Origin of the sequence: Clostridium sp. 1001271B_151109_B4 (assembly GCF_015670405.1) — a bacterium.
GTDB lineage: Bacteria > Bacillota > Clostridia > Clostridiales > Clostridiaceae > Clostridium.
Genome location: NZ_JADPBQ010000010.1, coordinates 67,554 through 94,397 on the forward strand (window position 1 = coordinate 67,554; position 26,844 = coordinate 94,397).

Annotated in this window: 18 protein-coding genes and 2 pseudogenes; all 20 read right to left on the bottom strand. The window is 29.9% G+C overall.

The window, feature by feature from the left end; genetic code table 11:
• Positions 1-6: 6 nt before the first annotated feature.
• Positions 7-1,104: an LAGLIDADG family homing endonuclease gene (locus I4V63_RS08585; RefSeq protein ID WP_196000884.1), complete on the bottom strand. Its 1,098-nt coding sequence runs from the start codon at positions 1,102-1,104 to the stop codon at positions 7-9.
• A gap of 235 nt (positions 1,105-1,339) precedes the next feature.
• Positions 1,340-2,413, bottom strand: a pseudogene (dnaE, locus tag I4V63_RS08590) (DNA polymerase III subunit alpha); the annotation flags it as partial.
• 317 nt (positions 2,414-2,730) lie between these two features.
• Complete coding sequence (locus I4V63_RS08595) at positions 2,731-3,549, bottom strand: helix-turn-helix domain-containing protein (RefSeq protein ID WP_207746533.1); 819 nt, start codon at positions 3,547-3,549, stop codon at positions 2,731-2,733.
• A 15-nt stretch (positions 3,550-3,564) separates the two neighbouring features.
• Positions 3,565-4,863, bottom strand: a pseudogene (gene dnaE / locus I4V63_RS08600) (DNA polymerase III subunit alpha); the annotation flags it as partial.
• 126 nt (positions 4,864-4,989) lie between these two features.
• Positions 4,990-5,940 (bottom strand): DNA-binding protein WhiA, encoded by a 951-nt coding sequence (gene whiA, locus I4V63_RS08605; protein WP_196000886.1) that lies wholly within the window; start codon positions 5,938-5,940, stop codon positions 4,990-4,992.
• Between the two features lie 128 nt (positions 5,941-6,068).
• Positions 6,069-7,400, bottom strand: coding sequence for a YvcK family protein (locus I4V63_RS08610; protein WP_196000887.1), 1,332 nt, complete (start codon positions 7,398-7,400; stop codon positions 6,069-6,071).
• Positions 7,397-8,281 (bottom strand): RNase adapter RapZ, encoded by an 885-nt coding sequence (gene rapZ, locus I4V63_RS08615; protein ID WP_196000888.1) that lies wholly within the window; start codon positions 8,279-8,281, stop codon positions 7,397-7,399. Before rapZ ends, I4V63_RS08610 begins: the two co-directional genes overlap by 4 nt.
• 753 nt (positions 8,282-9,034) lie before the next feature.
• Positions 9,035-9,949, bottom strand: coding sequence for a UDP-N-acetylmuramate dehydrogenase (gene murB / locus I4V63_RS08620; RefSeq protein ID WP_196000889.1), 915 nt, complete (start codon positions 9,947-9,949; stop codon positions 9,035-9,037).
• Between the two features lie 79 nt (positions 9,950-10,028).
• Positions 10,029-11,894, bottom strand: coding sequence for an excinuclease ABC subunit UvrC (gene uvrC, locus I4V63_RS08625; protein ID WP_196000890.1), 1,866 nt, complete (start codon positions 11,892-11,894; stop codon positions 10,029-10,031).
• A 133-nt stretch (positions 11,895-12,027) separates the two neighbouring features.
• Positions 12,028-13,581: a penicillin-binding transpeptidase domain-containing protein gene (locus tag I4V63_RS08630; RefSeq protein ID WP_196000891.1), complete on the bottom strand. Its 1,554-nt coding sequence runs from the start codon at positions 13,579-13,581 to the stop codon at positions 12,028-12,030.
• A 3-nt stretch (positions 13,582-13,584) separates the two neighbouring features.
• Positions 13,585-14,805 (bottom strand): FtsW/RodA/SpoVE family cell cycle protein, encoded by a 1,221-nt coding sequence (locus I4V63_RS08635; RefSeq protein ID WP_196000892.1) that lies wholly within the window; start codon positions 14,803-14,805, stop codon positions 13,585-13,587.
• Between the two features lie 13 nt (positions 14,806-14,818).
• A complete protein-coding gene (locus tag I4V63_RS08640; protein ID WP_196000893.1) occupies positions 14,819-15,268 on the bottom strand; it encodes an FHA domain-containing protein in 450 nt (149 codons plus the stop codon).
• A gap of 75 nt (positions 15,269-15,343) precedes the next feature.
• Positions 15,344-18,169 (bottom strand): excinuclease ABC subunit UvrA, encoded by a 2,826-nt coding sequence (uvrA, locus tag I4V63_RS08645; RefSeq protein ID WP_196000894.1) that lies wholly within the window; start codon positions 18,167-18,169, stop codon positions 15,344-15,346.
• Between the two features lie 267 nt (positions 18,170-18,436).
• The gene (locus tag I4V63_RS08650; protein ID WP_196000895.1) at positions 18,437-20,206 is read right to left on the bottom strand and encodes a glycoside hydrolase family 3 N-terminal domain-containing protein; all 1,770 of its coding nucleotides are present in this window, start codon (positions 20,204-20,206) and stop codon (positions 18,437-18,439) included.
• 63 nt (positions 20,207-20,269) lie between these two features.
• The gene (locus I4V63_RS08655; RefSeq protein ID WP_196000896.1) at positions 20,270-21,658 is read right to left on the bottom strand and encodes an MFS transporter; all 1,389 of its coding nucleotides are present in this window, start codon (positions 21,656-21,658) and stop codon (positions 20,270-20,272) included.
• 120 nt (positions 21,659-21,778) lie between these two features.
• Positions 21,779-23,179: a glucuronate isomerase gene (gene uxaC / locus I4V63_RS08660; RefSeq protein ID WP_196000897.1), complete on the bottom strand. Its 1,401-nt coding sequence runs from the start codon at positions 23,177-23,179 to the stop codon at positions 21,779-21,781.
• Positions 23,180-23,197: 18 nt separating this feature from the next.
• Complete coding sequence (gene uxuA, locus I4V63_RS08665) at positions 23,198-24,253, bottom strand: mannonate dehydratase (protein WP_196000898.1); 1,056 nt, start codon at positions 24,251-24,253, stop codon at positions 23,198-23,200.
• Between the two features lie 91 nt (positions 24,254-24,344).
• Entirely contained in the window at positions 24,345-24,953 is a 609-nt protein-coding gene (gene eda, locus I4V63_RS08670) for a bifunctional 4-hydroxy-2-oxoglutarate aldolase/2-dehydro-3-deoxy-phosphogluconate aldolase (RefSeq protein ID WP_196000899.1), read from the bottom strand.
• A 14-nt stretch (positions 24,954-24,967) separates the two neighbouring features.
• The gene (locus tag I4V63_RS08675) at positions 24,968-25,819 is read right to left on the bottom strand and encodes an SDR family oxidoreductase (RefSeq protein ID WP_196000900.1); all 852 of its coding nucleotides are present in this window, start codon (positions 25,817-25,819) and stop codon (positions 24,968-24,970) included.
• 217 nt (positions 25,820-26,036) lie between these two features.
• A complete protein-coding gene (locus I4V63_RS08680) occupies positions 26,037-26,723 on the bottom strand; it encodes a GntR family transcriptional regulator (protein ID WP_196000901.1) in 687 nt (228 codons plus the stop codon).
• Between the last annotated feature and the right edge of the window lie 121 nt (positions 26,724-26,844).

Below are 26,844 nucleotides of genomic sequence, written 5' to 3' on the forward strand. Positions count from 1 at the left end.
CGTCTTTCATAATAATAATTTATATTTTCTTTCCATTCCAAAAGGTTTATTATATACCTTATTTTTTAAAACTTCTAAATTATATTTTTTTGCACTTCTTATAATATAAATTCCGTTAAATTCATTGGTTATAAATCTTGCCTCTAAGTCCTCAAATCCTAAATATATTAGTGCTTTCTTACACCATTTTATAAATTCATTAGATGCAGATGAAATAAAAAACTCTCTTCCGTCTTTTCTTATCCAACCATCTCCATCTATTATTCCCCTTACTATATACGATAAATACTTTATTTCACCATCATATAAATCAGGACCTATTAAAGAAAATGTTTTTTTTGCAGTAACACCTAACCTTTTCATTTCTTCTAATAATTTTCGACCATATAAAATAATTCTATATTTGTCCTTATATTCAGATTTTATTACTTTATAACTTACATTTAAGTATTTACTTAAAAATTCAATTACATCTTTATCAGCTAAGTCTATTCCAACGTATCCTCTTTCTTCATTAACATATCCATCTGTTAATATTAATCCTAAAAAATATGCTTTATATTCATCATCTATAACTTTCATTGAAAACTTACTATAAGCTTTATTTTCACTTTGCACTTCATTCCAATTTCTTCTCTCGATATTAAACTTATCAAGCTTTTGTAAAATAGAGTTTCTTGTTTTATATCCATAAATTTTAGATATCTCATTAGCTGTAAACCCTTGCTTATATAATTTTATAATATCATGTTCATCATTTCTATCAATAAATGATTGTTTATACATATTTTGGGTCTCTTTTTTTATTCTATTTCTACATGCAAAATCTCTTATTCTACTAACAGTCAAATTATATCCATACTTTTCATTTAAATATATAACTAACTTTTCTGTATTTATATATTTTTTATATAAATACAGAATCTTCTTTTTATCTACTTCACTATATTTTTCATAATTAATCGGAATTTTATTAATAATAATCTTTAATTCTATAATAGTACAATTAATATCGTAAACTTCTTTTAACGTTCTTTTTATTTCTCTTTCATTTACTCTATTAGTTCTTAATTTGTATATAATTTTTAAAGTTCTATTATTCATATAAACTATCACCTTAGAAATTTCGTTGCTGATTATCCATTTTTATTTTACCCACCATGTAAAACAACTATACTTAGGGTCTCCCCATATATAATCTATTTAGTTTTTTCTGCATTTCTGCCACATTCACGCATATCTTTTCAAATTACGTTGTAGTCTAAATAGCTTTAGGAACTTCCAGCAATTTAAGGAGTTTTCAATATAAATTTCTTTATATTGCCACACTTTCTATTTTATGGGATTTATTAAAAGCATACGAAGCAAAATCCATCATCTGATCGAAAATTTCATTTGCTGCTTTTTCACTTATGCCATTTCTCAGACAACCTGGTACTTCTACATTACCATTTTCATCTACTATTCCATATATAAAATTCTTTCTTTCTTGCTCCATGACACTGTGCTTTTTCTTTGACATGGCTCTTCTAACCATATCACTTCTTCCAAGTGAGTATCCACCTAGATCTCTAACAATCTGCATAACTTGCTCTTGATATACCATTACCCCATATGTGACATCCAGTATACTTTCAAGTTCTGGTGTCTCATAACGCACACTGTCTTTATTTCTTTTACCTTCTATATATCTCGGAATCTCCGCCATAGGACCTGGTCTATATAAAGATATACCGGCTATAATATCTTCCAGGCAATCTGGCTTAAGTTCCTTCATGAATGATGTCATTCCTGGAGATTCTAATTGGAATACACCAGCTGTTTTTCCTTCACCAATCATGTTATATACATTTTTATCTTCAAAATCTATTTTATCTAAATCAATATCTATTCCTTGGTTTTCTTTAATCATCTTAACAGCATCACTCATAACCGTTAATGTTCTTAACCCAAGGAAATCCATCTTTAGAAGTCCAAGCTCTTCTAATGTTGTCATATCAAATTGAGTTACTATCATTTCATCATTTCTTTGAAGTGGTACATATTCAACTAATGGCTTTGAAGCTATAACTACACCAGCTGCATGAGTTGATGAATGCCTTGGTAACCCTTCTAGAGTTTTACTAACATCTATTAATGTTTTCACTCTTTCTTCTGTATCATATGCTGCCTTAAGCTCTGGATTTAAATCTAATGCCTTTTCTATTGTGATTCCAAGCATTGTAGGAATCATTTTAGCTATTCTATCTACTTCTCCATATGAATAGTTCATAGCTCTTCCTACGTCTCTTAAACACAATCTAGCCGCCATTGTACCAAAGGTAATTATCTGTGATACATTTTTAACTCCATACTTTTCAACAACATAATCTATTACTTCCTGTCTTCTTTCATAACAAAAATCCGAATCTATCTATTACTACCCTCTCTTTCGAGATACTTAAACACTACTTTTGTAGTGGGTATAGACTATATCTTCACCCACCGACCTTTATACGGTTTGGGCTGCCCCACTTCGCTATGTTTCATAAACATAGCTACGTCCCCTCGGACTAGTCGTTGAACGTTTCCCTATTCAGGACTTCGCTGCTTATTACCCAATCTATTAATTTTTCAACATTCACGTTTAAGCTTATTTCATCTTTACGTTGTAGTATCAATAGCTCTAAGGGCTTTCAAGCAATTCGAGGCTCTTTAAGTATATTATTTCTAATATACACGACTATTAAGTTAAAATGTAGATTTCAAATTTATATATTTGATATATTTTCTATCTAGATAAATTGTAGAATTATCATATAAATAACTCATTATATTGAATGTTTTTAAACGCCCACCGTAACTTATATAATAGTTATTTTTCTCATCATTATATCTTTTAAATAATCTTTTATTATACTTATATTCAGAAACTGTGTTAAAGATATCTACTATCTCTTCTAGGAACTCTTTAGTTCCACAAAACTTAAAATTTATAGAATTACTCGATAACACTAAACTTCCATCTCCATCAAAATATCCTCTAATAAAATGTCTATATAAATCTCTATTTAATATTTTTATACTTGGGAATGTCAGTTTTAATGACTTATTAGCTATAACACCTTTTTCCTTTATATCTTTAACTAATTTTTCGCTATTTATTAATATTCTACAATATTTGCAACTACCATAAACCGAGTTAGATACATACGATTTAATTTTATAATCTGAACCTATACATTTCTTGAATTTTTCTAAATGCATCCTATCTAAATTAGCTAATGCTATTCCCAATTTGCTTCCAGTTACGTATCCATCTGCATAAATAAACCCTAACCAATATGCTTTTTCTTCAGTATCTATTTCCGAAAAATAATCATCATTCACCGAATAAACTAAATGACTATCCCTTAAATTTCTAGTACTAACTTTCCATCTTTTTAATGCATCATAGATACCACATAAACTACATCCAAGTTTATCTGCAATTTTACTACATGATAATTTTTCATCAATATATAAATTTATAATTTCAGCCTTATAATTATCCAACTCATATCGCTTCAAAATTCTACACTCCTAAGAATTTAATATATTCTTAGTATAAACTTCTTTTTAATCTGGCATACTAACTCTTTCCGGATTTAAAAATCTTTCAAAGAGCAAGCTATACTTTATCGGATTAATTTTTGTTATTCCCAGAGTATAAGCAACTATGGAACCTGCTGCCGATCCTCTTCCTGGTCCAGTTGGTATTCCATGATCATTTGAATACTTAATAAAGTCCCAAGTAATCAAGAAATAATCAACATATCCCATTTGATTAATTACACCAAGCTCATAATCAAGCCTATCAACATAAGTCTTTGCTTCTTCATTAGTTTCAGCAAAGTCCTTTATATCTTGAACATTAATTAACTTATCTCTAAACTGTTCAAAGACATCATATCTTTCAACCAACCCCTCAAAGCACACCTCTTCAAGATAATCAAAATGAGTTTTATACTCCTGTGGAACTGGGAAATTTGGTAACTTAGATACATGGAATTCATAATCAAAATTACATTCATCTGCAATTTTAATAGTATTTTCTAATGCCTCTGGAACATAAGAAAACATATCCCACATTTCCTCTTGAGACTTCAAATAGAACTGATCTGAAGGATATCTTCTTCTATTTGCATCTTCAACAGTTTTACCTGTTTGAATACACATAAGAATATCATGAGCTTTAGAATCATCTTGATTAATATAATGGACATCATTAGTTGCAATTAAAGGTATTCCAGTTTCCCTAGATAACTTAATATTACCTTCTGTAACCTTTCTTTGCTCCTCCATTCCATGATCTTGAATCTCTAAATAGAAACCATCTTTAAATATATCATTATACATTAAAGCAATTTCTTTAGCCTTTTCATAATCATCCCTTAATAAATTTTTTTGTACTTCTCCACCAAGACAAGCACTTAAAGCAATTAAACCTTCACTATGTTTTCTTAAAAAATCATGGTCAACCCTTGGCTTATAGTAAAACCCATCAATTGAAGCCGCTGATACTATTTTCATTAAGTTTTCATAACCAACTTCATTTTTAACTAATAAAACTAAATGATATGTTCCATTATCCTTATCATTAATCTTAATATTCATAGACTTGCTTGCTACATAAACTTCACAACCAAGAATAGGCTTAATCCCTTGTGCTATAGCTTCTTTATAAAAAGCTACACACCCATACATTACACCATGGTCAGTAATTGCTATACTTTCCATACCTAGTTCCTTAGCTCTGCTAATGACCTTTTTAATCTTAGCCGAACTATCAAGTAAACTATACTCTGTATGTAAGTGAAGATGACAGAACTTTTTATTTTCCAATAAAACACCCCCGTTTTAATTAGTTAAAGGTTTTTAGTTAATAGTCTAGTATATAAATTCCAAAAGGATTTATATACTAGCGCTTAACTATTAACTATTAACTATTAACTATTAACTATTAACTAACTAATAGTTTCCACTTCTAATTTCTTCTGCTATTTTTTCTATTTTTCTTAGCCTATGATTAATTCCAGACTTACCAACTGGTGGATCTAGCATTTCTCCTAGCTCCTTTAGAGATTCATCTGGATAGCTTAATCTAAGCTCTGCAACTTCTTGAAGATTTTTAGGCAATCTTTGAAGTCCAATACTATTTTGAATAAGCTTAATACTTTCAACCTGTCTTACTGCCGCATTAACTGTTTTACTTAAATTAGCTGTTTCACAGTTTACAAGTCTATTTACATTGTTTCTCATTTCCTTCATTATTCTTATATTTTCTAATTCAAGTAATGAAGTATGAGCCCCTACTATGTTTAAAAGGTCAACTATTTGCTCACCTTCTTTAATATATATTATAAAACTATTTTTTCTTTGAATAACCTTCGAGTTTAATCCAAAAGAATTAATTAGTTTTGATAAATCAATTGCATATTCTTCACTATGCGTTACAAACTCTAAATGATATGTCTTTTCAGGATTAGTTACACTTCCCCCACCAATGAAAGCTCCTCTAATATAAGCTTTCTTATACTCTTCAGTCTTTACCATTTCAGGATCAATTTTATAATCAATAGTTAGTACTCCATCTATTTCTTTGAAAATCCCTGTTTCTTGAAGTAAGTCCCTAACCCCCATATATTCTTCTATTAAAACCATGTAGATATTATTCTTCTTTAATGAATTACTCTTCTTAACCATTAATTTAGAATGTATATCAAAGTGTTCCTTTAGTAAAGTGAATATATGTCTTGCTGAAGCTGGATTTTCTGTTGTAATTCTAAAGCTAAGACCTTTTCCACTAAATCCTATAGTTCCACTACCTTTCATTATTGCTGAAAGCTCTGCTAATGCTTCCTCTTTCGATATATCAGTATATCTGCATATTTCTCCTTTTACTTTCGCTGAAAACGACATAAATTTTTTCTCCTAACTAACTATAAATATATAACACATTATATCATAAACTGTTCCTACTGTGTCATAATATAATAATGGAAAATTACTTTAAATAAAAATAGAGGATATTGCCTCCCCAATATCCTCTATTTTCCTTTACTATTTTTAATTTTTTTGGAAACATACATATATTCCATTATCTTCTTCTTATCATATAATAACTTTTTATCAAGAATAGTTGTCATTAATACTTGTGCTAAATAGTCTGAATCATGCTTTACATATCCTTTAGTTATTTTAACTAAATCTGTTTCTACTACCTTAACCCCTAAGTCCTTTATATTTTCATAATCTAACTCAACTAACTTAGAGCCTTCACTTAAATATCTTTCTTCTATATCCTTAGGGATTGTCCCGTTATTTGCAATAACATATTCAACGCTATTCTTTCCACTATACTTCATTAATGTTTTTATATGATCAGACACAGCAAAATCATCAGTTTCTCCTGGCTGGGTCATTACGTTAGAAATATAAATTTTAATTGCATCGCTTTTATTTATGCACTCTGCAATATCCTCTACTAAAAGATTTGGAATTATGCTTGTATATAAACTTCCAGGCCCCATAACGATTGCATCTGCATCACTTATAGCCATTAAAGCATCTAATAAAGGTTTTGCCCTTTCAGGCTCAATCTTTAATTTTTTTATCTTACTTTTTTGTTTGATAACTTCATCAGGTATTATAGATTCACCTTCTATAATACTTCCATTTTCAAGTTCTGCTACTAACTTCATATCATCAAGAGTAACAGGTAATACTTTTCCAGTTACAGCAAGTACAGAACTCATTTTTTGAACTGCAGCCTCAAAGTTATCACTTATCCCATCCATAGCAGCTAAAAATAGATTACCAAAGCTTTGTCCCTTTAAAGTTCCCTCTGTAAACCTATATTGAAGTAAATCCTCCATTATTGGCTCAGTATCAGCTAAAGCTAAAATACAGTTTCTTATATCCCCTGGCGGAAGCATTCCAAGGTCAGCCCTAAGCTTTCCTGAACCTCCACCATCATCACCTACAGTTACTATTGCCGTTATATTATTAGTGTATAGCTTAAGCCCCCTAAGCATTGTAGATAAACCTGTACCTCCACCTATAACAACAACCTTAGGTCCTCCTACATGAACCCTCTTCTCATCAACTAAATCCTCAATATTTTTATCAGTTATAGTTATTTTAATCTTTTCATTATTTATTAATGCAATAAATGCTCTTATAAATTCTGATAGGGCTATATATATAATTAAAAGCCCAATTAAACTTAAAAATAAGTATAAAACTTTAAATCCTATATTGGGCCCCGCCTGTGAAAAAATTTTAATAAATCCTACTACCGATAAAATCACACCAATAAAACCTAAAAAAATCCATCGTTTTATTTTTATACCAGGCTTCATCAAAAACTCCATTATCATAGTTTTTTATCCCCTTTATGAACATCTTCTTTAATATCCCTATGTTCTATATAAACATCGTAATTCTTTTCATGTAAACTCTGATAAATTTCATTTGCAATAGCAACTGATCTATGTCTTCCACCTGTACATCCTATTGATATAATAAGCTGTCTCTTACCTTCTTTTTTGTAATTAGGAATTAAAAATTCTAACATATCAGTTAGCTTATATAAAAAGCTCTTTGTTTCATCTTGTTGTAAAACATAGTCTTTAACTGGAGCATCTAATCCCGAAAAAGGCTTTAATTCTGGTATATAAAATGGATTTGGTATAAATCTAACATCAAACACTAAATCCGAATCAACAGGTATACCATATTTAAATCCAAAACTTAATACTGTAATTGACATTTGCTTTTCTGGCAGAGTTTCGTCACCAAAATACTTAGTCATTTCTTCTCTTAAATCACCAATTTTATATTTTGATGTATCTATGATAATATCTGATTTATCCTTAACCTCTCTTAATTTTTCTCTTTCTAATTCTATTCCAGTTATAACTCTTCCTCCACCTGATAATGGATGACTTCTTCTCTTTTCTTTAAATCTCTTTACTAATACCTCATCTGTTGCATCTAAAAATAGTATTTCATATTTAAATTGATCTTTCTCTAGTTCTCTTAAACTTTGGAATAAATCATTAAAGAATACTCCACCTCTTATATCAATTACTAATGCAACCTTATCAACTTCACCGTTACTTTTTGAACAAACTTCTGCGAACTTTGTAATTAATGTTGGTGGTAAATTGTCTATACAAAAATACCCCATATCTTCTAAGCTTTTTGTAGCTTCTGATTTACCCGCACCTGATAAGCCTGTTACTATAATGAATCTCATATAATACCTCCAAAAACTTCTGCTTTATTTAATCCTATGATATAACTTTAATAAATTTAAACTTATATAATTCTGTATAGAATAATTATATCAAAACAGCTTTGCTTTTACACGACTTAATTGAGTAAATAGAATATTTAGGACACTTCATAAATTATTTATAAGGAAACTCCTTCTCCTATTCGTCTAATGAGTAAGTTCTGCTAACTAAATCTAAGATTTAGAGCATCACTTATATCAAAACAGCTTTGCTTTTACACGACTTAATTGAGTAAATAGAATATTTAGGACACTTCATAAATTATTTATAAGGAAACTCCTTCTCCTATTCGTCTAATGAGTAAGTTCTGCTAACTAAATCTAAGATTTAGAGCATCACTTATATCAAAACAGCTTTGCTTTTACACGACTTAATTGAGTAAATAGAATATTTAGGACACTTCATAAATTATTTATAAGGAAACTCCTTCTCCTATTCGTCTAATGAGTAAGTTCTGCTAACTAAATCTAAGATTTAGAGCATCACTTATATCAAAACAGCTTTGCTTTTACACGACTTAATTGAGTAAATAGAATATTTAGAAACCTTCACGAATTATTTTTAAGGAAACTCCTTCTCCTATCCGTCGAATGGGTAAGTTCTGCTAACTAAATCTAAGATTTAGAGCATCACTTATATCAAAACAAATTTGCCTTTACACAACTTAATTGAATAAATCTAGGCATAAAAAAGGTTGCCCTAAGGACAACCTTTTATTCTTCACCAATTATTCTAACTTCTGGATGAAGCTCTACTCCAAATTGACTCTTAACTTCATCTTGAATATATTTTATTAAATCAGTTATATCTTTAGCTGTAGCATTTCCTTTATTAATTACAAAACCTGAATGTTTTTCTGAAACTGCTGCACCTCCTATAGAATAACCCTTTAAGCCCGCATCTTGAATAAGTTTTCCTGCAAAGTACCCTGTAGGTCTCTTAAATGTACTTCCTGCTGATGGATATTCAAGGGGTTGTTTTGACTCTCTTTTATTAGTTAAATCATCAACTAATTCTTTTATTGTCTTTACCTGACCCTTTTCTAATTTAAATACAGCTGATAATACTGTATATCCTTTTTTCATAACTATTGATGATCTATATCCAAACCCTAAATCTTTATTTGAAAGTCTTACAATATTGCACTCTTCATCAATTATTTCAGCACTTTCAATAACATGGGCTATTTCACCATCATAAGCACCTGCATTCATAAATACTGCTCCACCTATAGTCCCTGGAATCCCACAAGCAAATTCAAATCCAGTTAATGAATTTTCCATAGCTTTATCAGAAACCGCTTTAAGCATAGCTCCACATTCTGCTTCTATTTTATCTCCATCTACAATAATATTGCTAACCTCTTTTAAAGAAATTACAACACCTCTAAATCCACCATCTCTAACTAGTATGTTAGAACCATTTCCTATTAAATAAAACGGAATATTGTTCTTCTTACAAACTTCAACACTTTTTATTACCTGCTCCTTTGATTTTGGAGTTAATAATATATCTGCTGGCCCACCAACTTTAAAATTAACGTAACTACTTAGTTTTTCATCTATCTTAATATCATTTGCATCATAAAATTCTCTAAACAACCCTACAAATTTATCGTATTTATTCATGACAAGCTCCTTAAAATTATAAAATATTTACATTTTAATAGTATAAATTAATTTATACTATTAAACAAGTGATTTAGTTTTAATTATTACCATTAAAGTAAATATAAATACTTTCTGCTGATTTTTTATCTATAGATGGTGTATCTAAAAGCTCTTCTATCGTTGCTTTCTTTATATTGTCAACGCTTCCAAACCTCATTAATAATGCTCTTCTTCTTTTCTCTCCAACATTAGGTATATCATCTAAAATTGAATGTAAAGTTCTTTTATCTCTTAAGCTTCTATGATATGTTATTGCAAATCTATGCACCTCATCTTGAATTCTTCGAATAAGCTGCATTAAATTTGACCCTCTATTTATAATCAACTCTTTATTATTATATACTATCCCTCTTGTTTGGTGTTTATCATCCTTAACTAGTCCACAAACTGAAATATCTATATTTAATGACTTTAACACCTCTAATGCAATATTAACTTGACCTTTTCCACCATCCATCATTATTAAATCAGGAAATGTTGAAAACTTCCCTGCTGATAATTTTAAATCTCTTTGTTGAATAGCTTTTATTTCATCTAACCCATGATTAAATCTTCTAGTTAATATTTCACGCATACTATCATAATCATTAGCACCCTTAACTGTTTTTATCTTAAATCTTCTATAATCGCTATTTTTTGCTCTTCCTTCTTCAAATACAATCATTGTTCCAACAGAATCTACACCCTGTATGTTAGAAATATCATATGCTTCTATTCTAGAAGGCCATTCATCTAAATTTAATAGTTCTTGAAGTTCTAATAAAGAAACTCTATTTAATTCTTTATCTTTTAAATATTTATCTTTAAACTTTTCTAATGTAATTTTAGCATTGTTTTTAACCATTTCAAGCATATCTTTCTTTTGTCCTTTTTGTGGTACTTTGATACACACCTTAGAACCTCTTTTTATAGTCAAATACTCTTCCATTAGTTCTAGTTCGTTAATTTCAGGCACAAAAATAGTTTTTGGTACCTTTGCTGTTCCTCCGTAGAATGTGGCTATAAATTCCTCTATTATCTCACCAATTCCTTCATTTGCTGTATTTTCGAATATAAAGTGTTCTCTTCCGATTATTTTACCCTCTCTTGAAAAGAATACTTGAATGCAACTATCTTTATCATCTTGTTCTATATTAATGAAATCTTCGTCACCTTCCATAGTTTTAAAAATCTTTTGCTTTTCGACTATGGCCTCTATAGATAATATTTTATCTCTCAATGCTGCTGCCTTTTCAAACTCTAATTCTTCAGAAGCTCTTTCCATTTCATCTTTTAGCATTTTAGTTACATAAGTTTCTTTACCACTTAAAACATCTATTATATCACTAATCATCTTTCCATATTCTTCTTTAGTAATATGCCCACCACATGGTCCAAAGCATTTTTTAATGTGATAATTCAAGCAAGGTCTTATATTCTCTCCATTTTCTCTTATTGCAAGCTTGCAGGTTCTTAATGGAAATATTTTATATATTAAATTAATAGTTTCATAAACTGCTGTTCCATTAGTATAAGGTCCAAAATATTTGCTTCCATCCTTAGCAAAATTTCTAGTAACAAATACTCTTGGATAATCATCTTTTATAGTTATTTTTATAAACGGATAAAACTTATCATCCTTTAGCAAAATATTGTACTTAGGACTATACTTTTTTATTAAATTACACTCTAAAATCAAGGCTTCCATTTCAGAATCTGTAACAATATACTCAAACTCTGAAATATTTTTAACCATTACTCGTACTTTTTCAGAGTGATTTTTTGAGTTTTGGAAATAACTTTTCACTCTATTTTTTAATATTTTTGCTTTTCCTACATAAATTACTTCCCCTAAAGAATTTTTCATTAAATATACTCCAGGTTTATCTGGCAAATTCTTTAAATGATATTCAAAATCAAACATTTTAGAATCCTCCCCTCTTTAGTTAATAGATAATAATTAAGAGTTAAAGGTTACTATAAGCAAATCTAAAATTAATTAAGCTTGCTTTTGTCCCCCTTAACTCTTATATTATCACATAATTTTTTTTTTTATTTTAATATCCTAAAACTGCCTGCCTTACAACCTTACTTGCAACAGTTGCCGCTTTACCTGAACCAGTTCCACCATTTTCAACAATTACTGCAACTGCTATTTGTGGATCATCCATTGGTGCTACTGCAATAAACCAACTATGTGGTGTTGCTTCGCTACCATCTGGTAAAGTATAGTCAGCAGTACCTGTTTTTCCTCCAGCATTAGTTCCTTCAAAGGCTGGCCATTTACTTAAATTACTGTTAACTAAATTAGCCATATACTCTTGTACGGTTTCTGCTATATCACTAGACATAACTTGTTTTAATTGTTTATCATCAATAGTTTTCACTATATTTTGATCTTTATCAACTATAGCCTTAACAAGTTTAGGCTGCATCATTACTCCATCATTTCCAACTGTAGCTGCAACTAAAGCCATTTGCATAGGTGTTGCTAAAATACTACTTTGACCTATCCCACTTTGTGCTATATTACCAATTTCTGAACTATCTAAAGTTGGAAACCTACTTGAAGTTATAGATATACCTGGTCCTGTTATTACAGAATTAAATCCATAATCCTCTGCTGTAGATTTAAGTGTATCATTTCCTAATTCCATAGCTAATGTACCAAATACAACATTACTTGATACCTTATAGGCTTGCTTTAAATCTAATGATCCATAAGCATTATTTCCAAAGTTACTCAAAGATCTTCCATCAGGAAATTTGATTTTTCCTTCATCACTAAAAGTCCTATCAACTACTGATGGCATGTTTTCTAATGCACTTGTTAATGTTACAGTCTTAAATACAGATCCTGGAGGATATAATCCATTAATCGCTCTATTTATCAATGGTGAATCATCCGAACTTCCGCTATTAGCTGAATTCATTTCATCTGCTAAATTATTAGGATTAAATGTTGGTTTTGACACCATTGCTAATATTTCACCTGTTTTAGGATCCAATGCAACTACAGCTCCCTTATTATCACCTAATGCATCTGATGCCACTTGTTGAAGTGTTGTATCTAATGTAGTTACAACTCCATTCCCCACCTTATCATCTTCTTCTGTTAATAAACTAAAATCTATTTTTTCTTTAAATTCTTTAAAATTCTCTGAAAAATTAAAGCTTCCTGTATTTTCTTTATCATTCTTAATATTTTCTACTAATCCACTTAAATCAATAGTATCTAAGAATTTTCTAAAGTTATTACCAAAAGCATTATAAGTAGTTAATTCACTATTATACTCTTGTTCAAGACCAGTAGTTCCATATACTGCACTTGTATAACCTAATGCATGAACATATAAGTTATCATATAAATAATCTCTTTTTTGAGAAGTTTCATTTAATCTTTCACTTGTAGTTAATGCTGTTCCATTTCTATCGTAAATAGTTCCTCTTAAAACTTCATTCTTTTTAGCTATAACCCTTGTATTACCTGCCATTTCATTAATTTTAGGACTTTTAATTAGTTGAAAATATGCAATATAGGATATCAATGCTATAAAGAAAACTAAGAAAACTGTCATTACATGCTTAACACTTTTTGCTAAATCATTCATATCCTATGCCTCCTCTGATATTTTTTGCAATATTCCTAATGCAAAAAATATTGTTAATACTGATGAACCACCATAACTTATAATAGGCAATGTTATACCTGTTAATGGAATAACAGCAAATATTCCTCCTATTATAACTAATGTTTGACATGCTATCATTGTACTAAATCCAACTGCAATTAATTGTGAATAGCTATCTTTTGTAACAAATGCTGCTCTTATACCTCTATAAAATAATAAGAAATATATTATCATTAATCCAATTGCAAAAATTATTCCAAACTCTTCGCATATAATTGCATAAATCATATCACTTTCTTTAACAGGTAAGTTTTCAAAATGACCTTGCCCTAACCCAACTCCAAAAAGTCCGCCTGCAGCAATAGAATACATACCTTCGACGATTTGATAAGATGATCCTAAGGCATATTTCCACGGATCTAACCAAATCTTAACTCTTTCTCGTACATGCCCGAACATGGAATATCCAACTACTGAACCTATAGCCGCTAATCCTAAGGCAGTAAATACATATTTTCTCTTTGATGTTGTAACATAAAGTAATGTTATTGAAATACCAAAGAATATTAAAGCACTTCCTAAATCTCTTTGAAGTACCATACACCCCATTGAAAAACCTGCAACTAATGCTGGTTGCCATAATTGCTTGGCATCTCCTTTAACATTGTTTTTAGCTTCATATGTTGATAATGCAGATGCTAAATATAATACTAATGCAATCTTTCCAAACTCTGAAGGTTGAAAAGATATAGGCCCTATTATAATCCAGTTCTTTGCCCCATATAATTCTGTACCAAATATTAATGCTAATGGCATTAATATTAAAGTTATTATCATATATATATTTTTATATTTTGCAAAACTCTTTAAATCTGGCAATATTACTACTATCAATATATAAGCTATTATACCTAAAGCTATCCAAACTAATTGCTTAATAGCTGTAACTGTATTTATTCTATATAATGTCGCTACCCCTACTACTGCTAATACACTTGCAAAAATTAAAATAAATTTATCTCCATCTGGATAAAATCTTCTAACTACAAAGTGGGAATAGCCTATTAATACACATAAGACTACCCCCATTATTAATGCAAATTTATCAAAAGGTTGTTGTAAAAAACCTAATGCTGTGAAAAGTAGTAAGCATAGCAGATATACTAATCCCAGTAATCTTTTTTCTCGCTTTATTGATTTCATATCATCACCTCTATTATCTGCCTGACTTTAAAACTTTAAAAATAGCACTTCCTATTTTTACTTCATCGTCAGCAACTAGCTTATACTTTTCCTGTATTTTTTCACTATTCACATATACCCCGTTGGTACTATTTAAGTCTTCAACATATAAATTATTATTTTTAGCATATATTTTTGCATGATTACCTGATACAAAAGGTTCAGTTAATACTATTGTATTTTCTGGCTTCCTTCCTAATGTAATAATTCCTCTTATAGGAACTACAGATCCCTGTTCTAACACGGAATTAACTCCCGTTTGAATAACCTCAATACCATATCTTATGCCTGAGCTGTTGTTTCTTGCTTTTCCACCGGTTTTAACATCTTTATACATTATCTTCAATGCGTAATATATAATGACATATAATAAAATTATAAAAATTATACCAAATACAAAAGTAACCAACTTTCCAAAACTCATACCTTCACCTCAAATTAACGTATATTTACCATTATATATTAAATCTTATTGTAAAAAATAACAAGTCATCTAAGGTTAACTTAATAACTTCTTAAGATATTTCCCTGTGTGCGATTTATTATTTTTAACTATTTCTTCTGGCGTTCCTTGTGCTACTAATGTACCACCTTTATCTCCACCTTCCGGACCTAAATCTATTATATAATCTGCACATTTTATCATATCTAAATTATGTTCTATAACAACAACTGTATTTCCTGCTTCAACTAATCTTTGTAATATTTCTACTAATCTACTAACATCATCTACATGAAGCCCTGTTGTTGGCTCATCTAGTATATATAAAGTCTTTCCTGTACTTCTCTTCGATAATTCAAATGCAAGCTTAATTCTTTGAGCTTCACCACCTGATAATTGAGTTGAAGGCTGACCTAATCTAACATATCCTAATCCTACATCTTTTAGTGTTTGAATCTTATTTTTTATCCTTGGGATATTTTCAAAGAATTCTAATGCCTCTTCTACTGTCATATTTAAGACATCATCAATATTTTTACCTTTATACTTAACTTCAAGAGTTTCCCTATTATATCTCTTTCCTTTACATACCTCACATGGAACATATACATCAGATAAGAATTGCATTTCTATTTTTATAATTCCATCACCAGAACATGCCTCGCATCTTCCACCTTTTACATTAAAGCTAAACCTTCCTGGCTTATATCCTCTCATTTTAGCTTCTGGAGTTTGTGAGAATAACTCTCTTATTATATCAAATGTTCCTGTATATGTTGCTGGATTTGAACGTGGAGTTCTACCTATAGGGCTTTGATCAATATCTATAATCTTATCAATATTTTCATATCCACTTATCTCTTTAAAAGCACCAGTTGGGTTTTTACTCTTATTAATTATCTTATTTAATCCCTTATAAAGTATTTCATTTACTAATGTACTCTTACCAGAACCTGAAACCCCTGTAACCATTGTTAAAACACCTAATGGGAATTTAACATTTAAGTTTTTAAGGTTATTTTCTTTAGCACCAGTTACTGTAATAAAATTTCCATTGCCTTTTCTTCTTACTTCTGGGACATTGATTGCTTTTTCCCCAGTTAAATATTGACCTGTAATTGATTCTTTACATGCCATTATTTCATCAACTGGTCCTGCTGCAATTATTTGACCACCATGTTCCCCTGCTCTTGGCCCAATATCTACTATATAATCTGCTTCCCTCATAGTATCTTCATCATGTTCAACTACTATAACTGTATTACCTACATCCCTTAAATTTTTTAAGGTTTGAATTAACTTATCATTATCTCTTTGATGTAATCCAATACTAGGTTCATCTAATATATATAGCACTCCCATTAACGCTGATCCAATTTGAGTAGCAAGTCTAATTCTTTGTGCTTCTCCACCAGAAAGAGTTCCTGAGCTTCTTGAAAGATTTAAATAATCTAATCCAACATTAACTAAGAATTGTAATCTACTTTTTATTTCTTTTACTATTTGATCACTTATAATTCTTTCTTTTTCAGATAATGTAATTGAGTTTATGAAGTCAAGTTCTTCTTTAATTGACATTTTGGTAAATTCATATATATTTTTGTCTCCAACAGTAACCGCTAAAACTTCTTTATTAAGTCTAGCCCCTTTACATTTTGGACAAGCATTATTGCTCATATATTGTTCTATTTCACCTTTTATAATATCTGAGTTAGTTTCTTTATATCTTCTTATAAGTGAATTAATTTCTCCATCATAAGAATATGCATATTTTGCCTTTACTCCATCTTTAGTATAAATAACAGATAACTTATGTCCATTAGTTCCATATAATAATAAATCTAAATGCTCTTTAGATAGTTCTTTCACTGGTCTACTTAAGTCTAAATCATACTCTTTACTTAATGCTTGTAATATAGCATATGTCCATGAATCTTCCTTTAATCTACCTTCTCCCCAAGTAGCAATAGCTCCTTCCATAACACTTAAATTCTTATTTGGAATTACTAGATTTGGATCTATTTCCATTAAAGTTCCTAATCCATCACATTTATCACATTTTCCGTACGGTGCATTAAATGAAAACATTCTTGGTTCAAATTCTTGTATACTAATTCCACAATCCGCACATGCAAAGTTTTCACTAAATAATATATCTTCATCACCAATTACATTTATTATAACTAGCCCTTCTGCTAATTTTAATGCCGCTTCTAGTGAATCACTTAATCTACCTTCAATTCCCTCTTTAATTACAAGTCTATCAACCACTGCCTCAATATTATGCTTCTTAGTCTTTTCAAGCTTTATTTCATCTTCAGCTAACTCATATATTTCACCATCTACTCTAGCTCTTACATATCCACTTTTCTTTATATTATCTAATACTTTTTCGTGAGTTCCTTTTTTTCCCCTTATAATTGGAGCTAAAACTTGAATTTTAGTTCTATCCCCAAGCGCCATTATTTGATCAACAATTTGGTCAACAGACTGTTGAGTTATTACCTTTCCACATTTAGGACAATGTGGAATACCTATTCTTGCATATAACAATCTTAAATAATCATAAATTTCAGTAATTGTCCCAACAGTAGATCTTGGATTTTTACTAGTTGTTTTTTGGTCTATTGATATTGCTGGTGATAGCCCTTCAATATAGTCTACATCTGGCTTATTCATTTGCCCTAAAAACTGTCTTGCATAAGCTGATAAAGACTCAACGTATCTTCTTTGTCCTTCAGCATATAATGTATCAAATGCTAAAGAAGATTTACCTGATCCTGATAATCCAGTAAATACTATTAACTTATCTCTAGGAATTTCTAAGGAAACATTTTTTAAATTATGTACTCTCGCACCTTTTACTATAATCTTATCTTTCATCTTTCTACCCTCTTCGATATACTTCATTATTTTATTTTTATCATAATTCTTTTTATTTAATCTCGAACAAATATTCTCTTTATTATATTTTAGATTTATTGATTTTTATTGTCAATAAATTTCACTATTTATACAATTTATAGCATAATAAAAGGCACTTTCTTTAGTTTAAGAAAGTGCCTTTTATTATGTTAGTTTCACTTAAAATTATATATTAAATATTTAGGTATCGCTATAAAAAGGTCGTATTTTTACTTATACATTTTATTAATATCTAGTGTCTTCTAATCCGCAGAATGCATCTACTGGACTTACACCCTTAAATTCAGAACGTCCCACCATCTTATCAACTAATGATTTAAGAGTATAGTCTTTATTATCATAAGTATTTATATAAGTTTTAACTTGCGGTACATCAGCTAAGTGGAATGGGCATTGTACCGAAACAAAAATAGTAGGTATTTCATTAACATAAAACGGAATATCTGGAGTACCTTTGCTTGGTGGCCATTGAAGACGCTGATCAACACTTGCTCCTACATCAGCTATATTTATTATTAAATCATATTTAGATGTTAATTCAGCTATTGGACGTTTACCAGCATAAACATTACCAAGTGCTGCACCCATTTCTTCCTTTGGTAACTTCATAATCTTATCTATTGGTGATTCATATATTTCTACTTCGAATCCTTCTTCTACTAATAACTCTTTCATTATATCTATAGGTCCTTTTTGAACTCCTTGCATAAGAGCTATAAACTTACCAAATCCCCCTTCAAACCCTTTTGCATTTACAAGTAATACTTTCTTAGTCTTATCTGGTGAAATAGGGAATATTTCTTGATTATTTTTAACTAAAGTTATACCTTTGTCAGCTATTTCTAAAGCTGCTTTCTTATTTTCTTCTAAACCAATCTTAGCCATTGCTTCTTCTTTTGGTTGTAATATTTCAGTTTTAGCTTTCTTATGTAATCCTAAAGAAGCTTTTAAACCTAATATTCTACTTAATGCATCATTAAGTCTTTCTTCAGTTATAACTCCATTTTTGTATCCTTCCATCATCCATTGGAAATCTTCATCTGGATCATTGAAAAATAAGAATAAGTCACTACCGGCTGCAATTGCAGTAGGTAACATATCTTTACGCTTCATAGCTGAAGTCATAGCAACCATATGAGATGCATCAGTTACAACTAAACCATTAAATCCCATTTGACCTTTTAATAAATCTGTTAATACATATTTGCTTAAAGTTGCAGGCATATTCATTTCTTGAATTGTAGCTTCTGGATTAAATTTCTTTACATATTGTGGTAAAGCAATATGTCCAGCCATTATTGATGGAAGACCTGCTTCAATTAATCCTGAATATACTTTTCCGAAAGTATTATCCCATTCTTCTACTGTTAAAGTATTTGGTGCAAATGATAAATGTTGATCTCTTTCATCTATACCATCTCCAGGGAAATGTTTAGCTGCTGGTAAAATTCCAGATTCCATTATCCCCTTCATATATTGTAAAGATAATTCTAAAGTTTGTTCAACATCTGCTGACCAAGTTCTAGTAGATATTATTGGATTTCTCCAGTTTCTATTTATATCAACGATTGGAGCAAAACTCCAGTTACATCCTATAGCAGATGCTTCAACCCCTGAGATTCTTCCTAATTCATAAGCATAATGTGAATCTTGAGTTGCAGCAATTTTTACTTCATTACCAACATAAGTACCATCTGTACATGCTCCATTTCCACCCATCTCTGTATTTGCTGCTATTAGTAGTGGAATTTTAGAATTTTCTTGTAATATTCTATTTTGCTCATATACTTCTTCTGCCTTACCTGGATTATAACGAACAGCTCCAATGTGATAGTTATCTAAAATACTTTTTAAATACTCTTCATCACGGCTTGCCCCCATATTTACAAATAGTTGTCCTATTTTTTCCTCTATAGACATATTAGCAATTGTATCTTCTACCCATCTTATAGATTCTTCATCTAAATTATAAGGTTTTACTTTTAAATTTACCATTTTAGTTTCCTCCCTATATCCAATATTTTCTAAGTATACGTATACTTATTGTCGCTATTTTTATTAAGCTAATCTTCTTTTTACTAATTCTTTATTCATTTCCTCTACCTTCTTCTTAGAAAGGTTATATATAAATATTAGAACTAATGTAGTTAATATAAATCCTCCAGCGGCCATTCCTATACCTATATTCTTAATACCAACACCGACACTTTCTGCTTGTACCGTAACACCTGATTGATATCCTAATAAAGATAATGCAAATCCTCCCATACCACCAGATATAACTTGTCCTAATTTTCTAGCTAATGAATATGAAGAGTAAACTGTCCCCTCATTTCTTTCTCCTGTAGTATATTCTTGATAATCAATAACATCTGAAACTAATGCCCAAATTATTGTATTTACTAAACCAGAACCTAAACCAGCTAAGAATGATAATGTAATGAATGTCATTACTGTTAAATTAGGTATGAATAACATTACTATATACATACAAGCTGCAAATGTTGATCCTAATACTGCTGACTCTTTTTTCCCTAACTTTCTAACTATTGCTCCTGCAAATGGTATAACAACAACCGATGCTAACATACCAATCATTCCACCAATAGCAGTAAGATTAGTGGCTTTAAAATAATCTTTAAATAAATATACATTTAGACTGCTTAATGTAAATGTACCACCTAGCATTAGGAATGAAGCTATTGCAACACCTAAAAATGCTCTATTTTTAAACAATAATCCTATTGTTTCTATAATTCCCTTTTTACTATTACTTGCTTTGTGTACTATTCTTTCCCTAGTTAATCTAAAGTTAAGGAAGAATGATACTGTTGAAATTATTGCTAATACTATAGCACAAGTTATAAATCCTTCAGCTGTAACTTTACCTTGTGCATTAAATATTATTTTAGGAACTAATACCATTACTAAGATATTAGCCAACATAGATCCAAGATTTCTAAAAGTTGATAAAGCTGTTCTTTCATCAGAATCATTAGTCATTACTGAAGCTAATGAACCATAAGGTATATTAACAGCTGTATATAACATACCGTATAAAATATATGTTACGTATGCATATGGTAACTTAAGATTATCTGGTAAACCTGGTATTGCTGTAAAAGCTAATATTCCAATAATAACCATTGGTAAGCCGAATCTAACAACATATGGTCTAAATTTACCATGTTTAGTACTTTGTGCCTTATCTAAAAGGACTCCCATTATAGGGTCATTAACCGCATCCCAAAACCTAGCTACTACAAATAAAGTTCCAACAGCAGCTGCACTAATCCCTAAAACATCCGTATAGAATACCATTAAATAACTACTTACAAATGCGAAGAATGCTGCACACCCAAAATCTCCAAGTGCATATCCAACTTTATCACCCACATTAAAAGATTTCACTTGTTCTTCTTTTTTACTTATCAAATCAAGAACCATAATTAATCTATCCTCCCAAAATAATTCTTTTTGAATACATTTACATTAAAACTTTTATAATCTCTTAATATAGAATGGAAAATTAATTTATATAGATTTTCCATTCTATACTTTTAATAATTATCTTTCAAAATACTTTGCTGAATTTTTATAACAAATGTTTTCTACAATTTCACCTAGTATTTCTTCATCATAAGGGTATTGACCAGACTCAACTAAACCACCTAAGTAATTACATAATATTCTTCTAAAATATTCATGTCTTGTATATGATAAAAAGCTTCTTGAATCAGTTACCATTCCTACAAATTGACTTATAAGACCAAGTTGTGATAATGCCATCATCTGTCTTTCCATACCATCTTTTTGATCATTAAACCACCAGCCTGATCCAAATTGGATTTTTCCTGCTATATTACCGCCTTGGAAATTACCAATCATTGTTCCAATCACTTCATTATCTTTAGGATTTAAACAATATAAAATTGTCTTTGGAAGTTTATCCTCTTTATCTAATTCATCAAGTATTCTTGAAAGTGAATATGCTATTTCACCATCATCAATACTATCGAATCCTGCATCTGCTCCTACTCTATTGAACATTCTTGTATTATTATTTCTTAATGCTCCTATATGAAGTTGCATTATCATCTTTCTTTCTGAATACATCTTTCCTAAAGCTATTAACAATGCAATAGAATATTTTGATGCTTCTTCATTTGTTATGTATTCACCATTTAATGCTTTAATAAAAATCTTGTTAATTTCTTCACATGAATAATTATAAAAAACAACTCTTTCTAAGCTATGATCAGTAATCATACATCCATTTTCATAAAAATAATCTAATCTAACTTCTAGAGCCCTTTCCAAATCATTAAATGATTTAATTTCAATATTGCTAACTTCTGATAACTTATCTATATACTCCTTAAATCCTTTGTTTTGTATCTTCATTGCCTTTTCAGGTCTAAAGCTTGGATTAACTGAACACTCAAAATTATCATCTTCTTTTATTTGCTTATGGTACTTTAAATCATCTATAGGATCATCTGTAGTTCCAATATAAACTACGTTTGCCATTTCAATTAACTTCTTTGCTGTTAATTTATTTTCTTTTATTGCCTTGTTACATTTCTCCCAAATAATATCTGCTGTTTTTTCACTTAATGTTTCTTCAACACCAAAGAATCTCTTAAGTTCTAAATGCGACCAATGATAAATAGGATTTCCAATTAAATATGGCATCATCTTTGCAAATTTATAAAATTTATCATAATCACTTGCATTTCCAGTTATATACTCTTCATCTATACCAAAGCTTCTCATAGCTCTCCACTTATAGTGGTCATGGTATAGCCACATTTCTGTTATATTTTTAAACTCATGATCTGTGGCTATTTCCATAGGAACCAGGTGACAGTGATAATCAAACACTGGCACCTTTGAAGCATAATTATGGTACAAAACTTTTGCTACTTCATTTTCTAGTAAAAAGTCTTTATCCATAAACTTCTTCATTCTTTTATCCCCTTAAAATTAATTATTCTTTTTATTTTTATTAATTGCCTCAATTAATCCGTTGATATACACTGCACCTAATGCTCTATCATATAATCCATATCCTGGTCTACCAGTTTCTCCCCAAATCATTCTTCCATGGTCTGGTCTATATGGACCTGTAAATTCATAATCACAGTATGCCTTAACTATTTCATAGAAATCTAAAGATCCTGCTTCTGATAAATGAGCTACTTCGTTAAAGCTACTATCTCCAGTAATTTTTACATTTCTAAGATGAGCAAAGTGTATTCTATTTCTTTCCTTACCAAAATAGTTAATCATCTTAACCATATCATTAACTTTTGTACAACCTAAAGAGCCTGTACATAATGTGATTCCATGATAAGGACTATCATATAAATCTATAAATCTCTTTAAGTTTTCAAAATTAGTTATGATTCTTGGTAATCCAAATATTCCCCATGGTGGATCATCCGGATGTATTGCCATTTTCATTCTTACTTCATCAGCAACCTTCATTATTCTTTGTATAAAGTAATTTAAATTGCTCCATAGTATTTCTTCATCTATATCCTTATATTGTTCTAATAAACCTTTAAGTCCACCTTCACCATAAGAAGTATCCCATCCTGGTAACTCTAATTCACCTAAAGCTGGATCCATCTTTTTGACTTGTTCTTCATCATATATTAGGCATGTTGATCCATCTTCTAATTCATAATTTAAATCAGATCTTGTCCAATCAAATACTGGCATAAAGTTATAGCATATTGTATCTATACCTGCCTCTGCTAAATTTCTAATTGTTTGTATATAGTTATCTATATATTTATCTCTTGTTGGTAACCCAAGTTTTATATCTTCATGTACAGGTACACTTTCTATTACAGAAAGCTTTAAGCCATGACTTTCTATTTCATTCTTTAATTCTAAAATTCTTTCAAGCGGCCATACTTCTCCAACAGGAATATCATATATAGCCGTAACGATTCCCTTCATTCCTGGTATTTGCTTGATGTATTCAATTTTAACTGGATCATCTTTACCATACCATCTGAATGTCATTTCCATGATTTTTTCCTCCTCTAATAAATAAATCACTACTTTTTAAAACTCTTGGCACACTTGACGAATACTAGTATACCAGCTTTGTTAAAAAAATTTAAGCTCTAATTTTGTCCATTTTTTTCATAAAAGCTTTTGCTGTATTTTCTATATCTTCAAGTGATCCTTTAATTAATGAGCTTCCAACTCCAACGCAAGAAACTCCATTTTCAAACCACTCTTCAATATTGTCAACTGAAACTCCCCCTGTTGGCATTATTTCAACACTTGGAATAGGTGCTTTAATTGCTTTTACATACTTAGCACCAAAAACATCGCCTGGGAATAATTTAATCATCTTATTTCCAGCATCCATAGCTTTCATTATTTCACTTACTGTCATACAACCTGGCAAATAAAGAACTTGCATTTCTTTACATACCTTATCAACTTCTTCACTATATCCTGGACTTACAACATACTTAGCACCTGCTTCAATTGCGTCGCAAGCCATCTTAGCATTTAAAACGCTTCCAACACCAATTAATGCTTCTGTATGTGAGCTATATTCTTTTATAAGCTCACATACATTTGGGATTGTATAAGTAAGTTCCAATGATTTAATTCCACCTCTTAAGCATGCTTCCATGTAACCTCTAGCTTCTTCATGGCTTTTACCTCTAACTACGGCTACAATTCCATTTGCCTTTAATTCACTTAAAATCATCTTCTCTTATCCCCCTATACCCCTGAATATGCTGAGTATGCTCCATCTACTGGAATAACTACTCCATTTACAAATCCTGATGCTTCTTGAGAAACTAAGTATAATAATGTTCCTATTAATTCATCAGCTTCACCAAATCTTCTCATTGGTGTACTATTTAAGATCTTTTCTGTTCTTGGAGTTGCTGTTCCATCTTCATTAAATAATAATCTTCTATTTTGATCTGTTACAAAGAATCCTGGTGCTATTGCATTAACTCTAACTCCAACTTTAGACATATGAACCGCAAGCCATTGAGTAAAGTTACTTACAGCGGCCTTTGCCCCTGAATAAGCTGGGATTTTTGTAAGTGGTGTAAATGCATTCATTGATGATATATTAATTATTGTAGCACCTTCCTTATTTATCATATCCTTGCTAAATTCTTGTGATGGAAGTAATGTTCCTAAAAAGTTTAAATTAAATACAAACTCTACACCTTTTGGATCTAAATCAAAGAATGTAGTTAAATCTTCATTTTCTAAATCTTCAACTTCTAAGTACTCCTTAGTTGTAGTTCCTTTTGGATGATTTCCTCCAGCACCATTTATTAATATATCAACTGGCCCAAATTCTTTAAGAATTATTTCATGTGCCTTTCTTAAACTTTCTTTATCTAAAACATTGGCTTCAATACCAATTGCTGTTCCGCCCTTTTCATTTATTTCTTTTGCTTTATTGTCACAAGCCTCTTGACCTAATGCCAAAATTGCAATTTTTCCTCCACACTCTGCAAGTGCATCAGCCATTGCTCCGCAAAGAATTCCTGTTCCACCTGTTACAACACAAACTTTATTTTTTAAATCAATATTAAAAGGTAATTTCATTTTACATTCCTCCTTGCAACTACTATACTTGTATACTAGAATATTAATATATGAATTACAATAACTTTTTGAAAACATTTAAATTTTTTTATACAAAAAAAGCCATATAATATTAAATTAAATATATACGACCTTCTCTTATACTATAATTTCTAATTTTCATAACTAAATTTATTATTTTAAAAATTTTTTATATAAATTTTTATAAATTATTATATTAAACTATATAACTAGCTATTTCTGAATCTTCTTTTATTATTTTTTCCCATTGTTCCACTGGATCTTTTATATGCTTTGATACAACCTCGTCAATAATATCAACGTTTTTATTTTTAATAATATCTAAATACGTTATGTGTTGATCTACTAAAAATGCTTTATTTAATTTCATTTCAGCTAATAATCTCATTCTATTATAATGAGTACTTATATTACAAATTGATTCCCATACATTTGTCTTGTTTATACCAACAAATAATAGCTTATGAAACTCTTTATCTAAATTATGAAACTCTAATAAATTATCACCTTTTTGTGCAATTAATTTTTGTGCAAATAAGCATTTTTCCATTTCCATTAATGTATCTTCTGAAAAATTTTCACATGCTTCTCTTAACGCTTCTTTTTCTAAATTATATCTAATAAAAATAGCCTCTTCTATTAAATTCCAATCAATTAGTGATACATAAGTTCCTGCTTGTGGCTTAACTTCTATTAATTTTTCAGCTTTAAGCTTTATTAATACTTCTCTTATAGGTGTCCTTGACACATTTAGTTTTTTTGCTAAATCAGATTCACTTAATAGTTCACCAGGCTTTAGCTCTAAACACATGATATTATCTTTTAATACTCTATACACATAGTCTTTTCCAGTTTCTTTATCTAGTTTGTCATAAAGAATCAATTTAACTTACCCCCTAATAATATTTATCTTCAATCTAGTACACTAGTATATCACATTATAACATAAAAAAAAATTAGGTCTATATAATATACCTAATTTTTTATTTTAAACTAATATTATT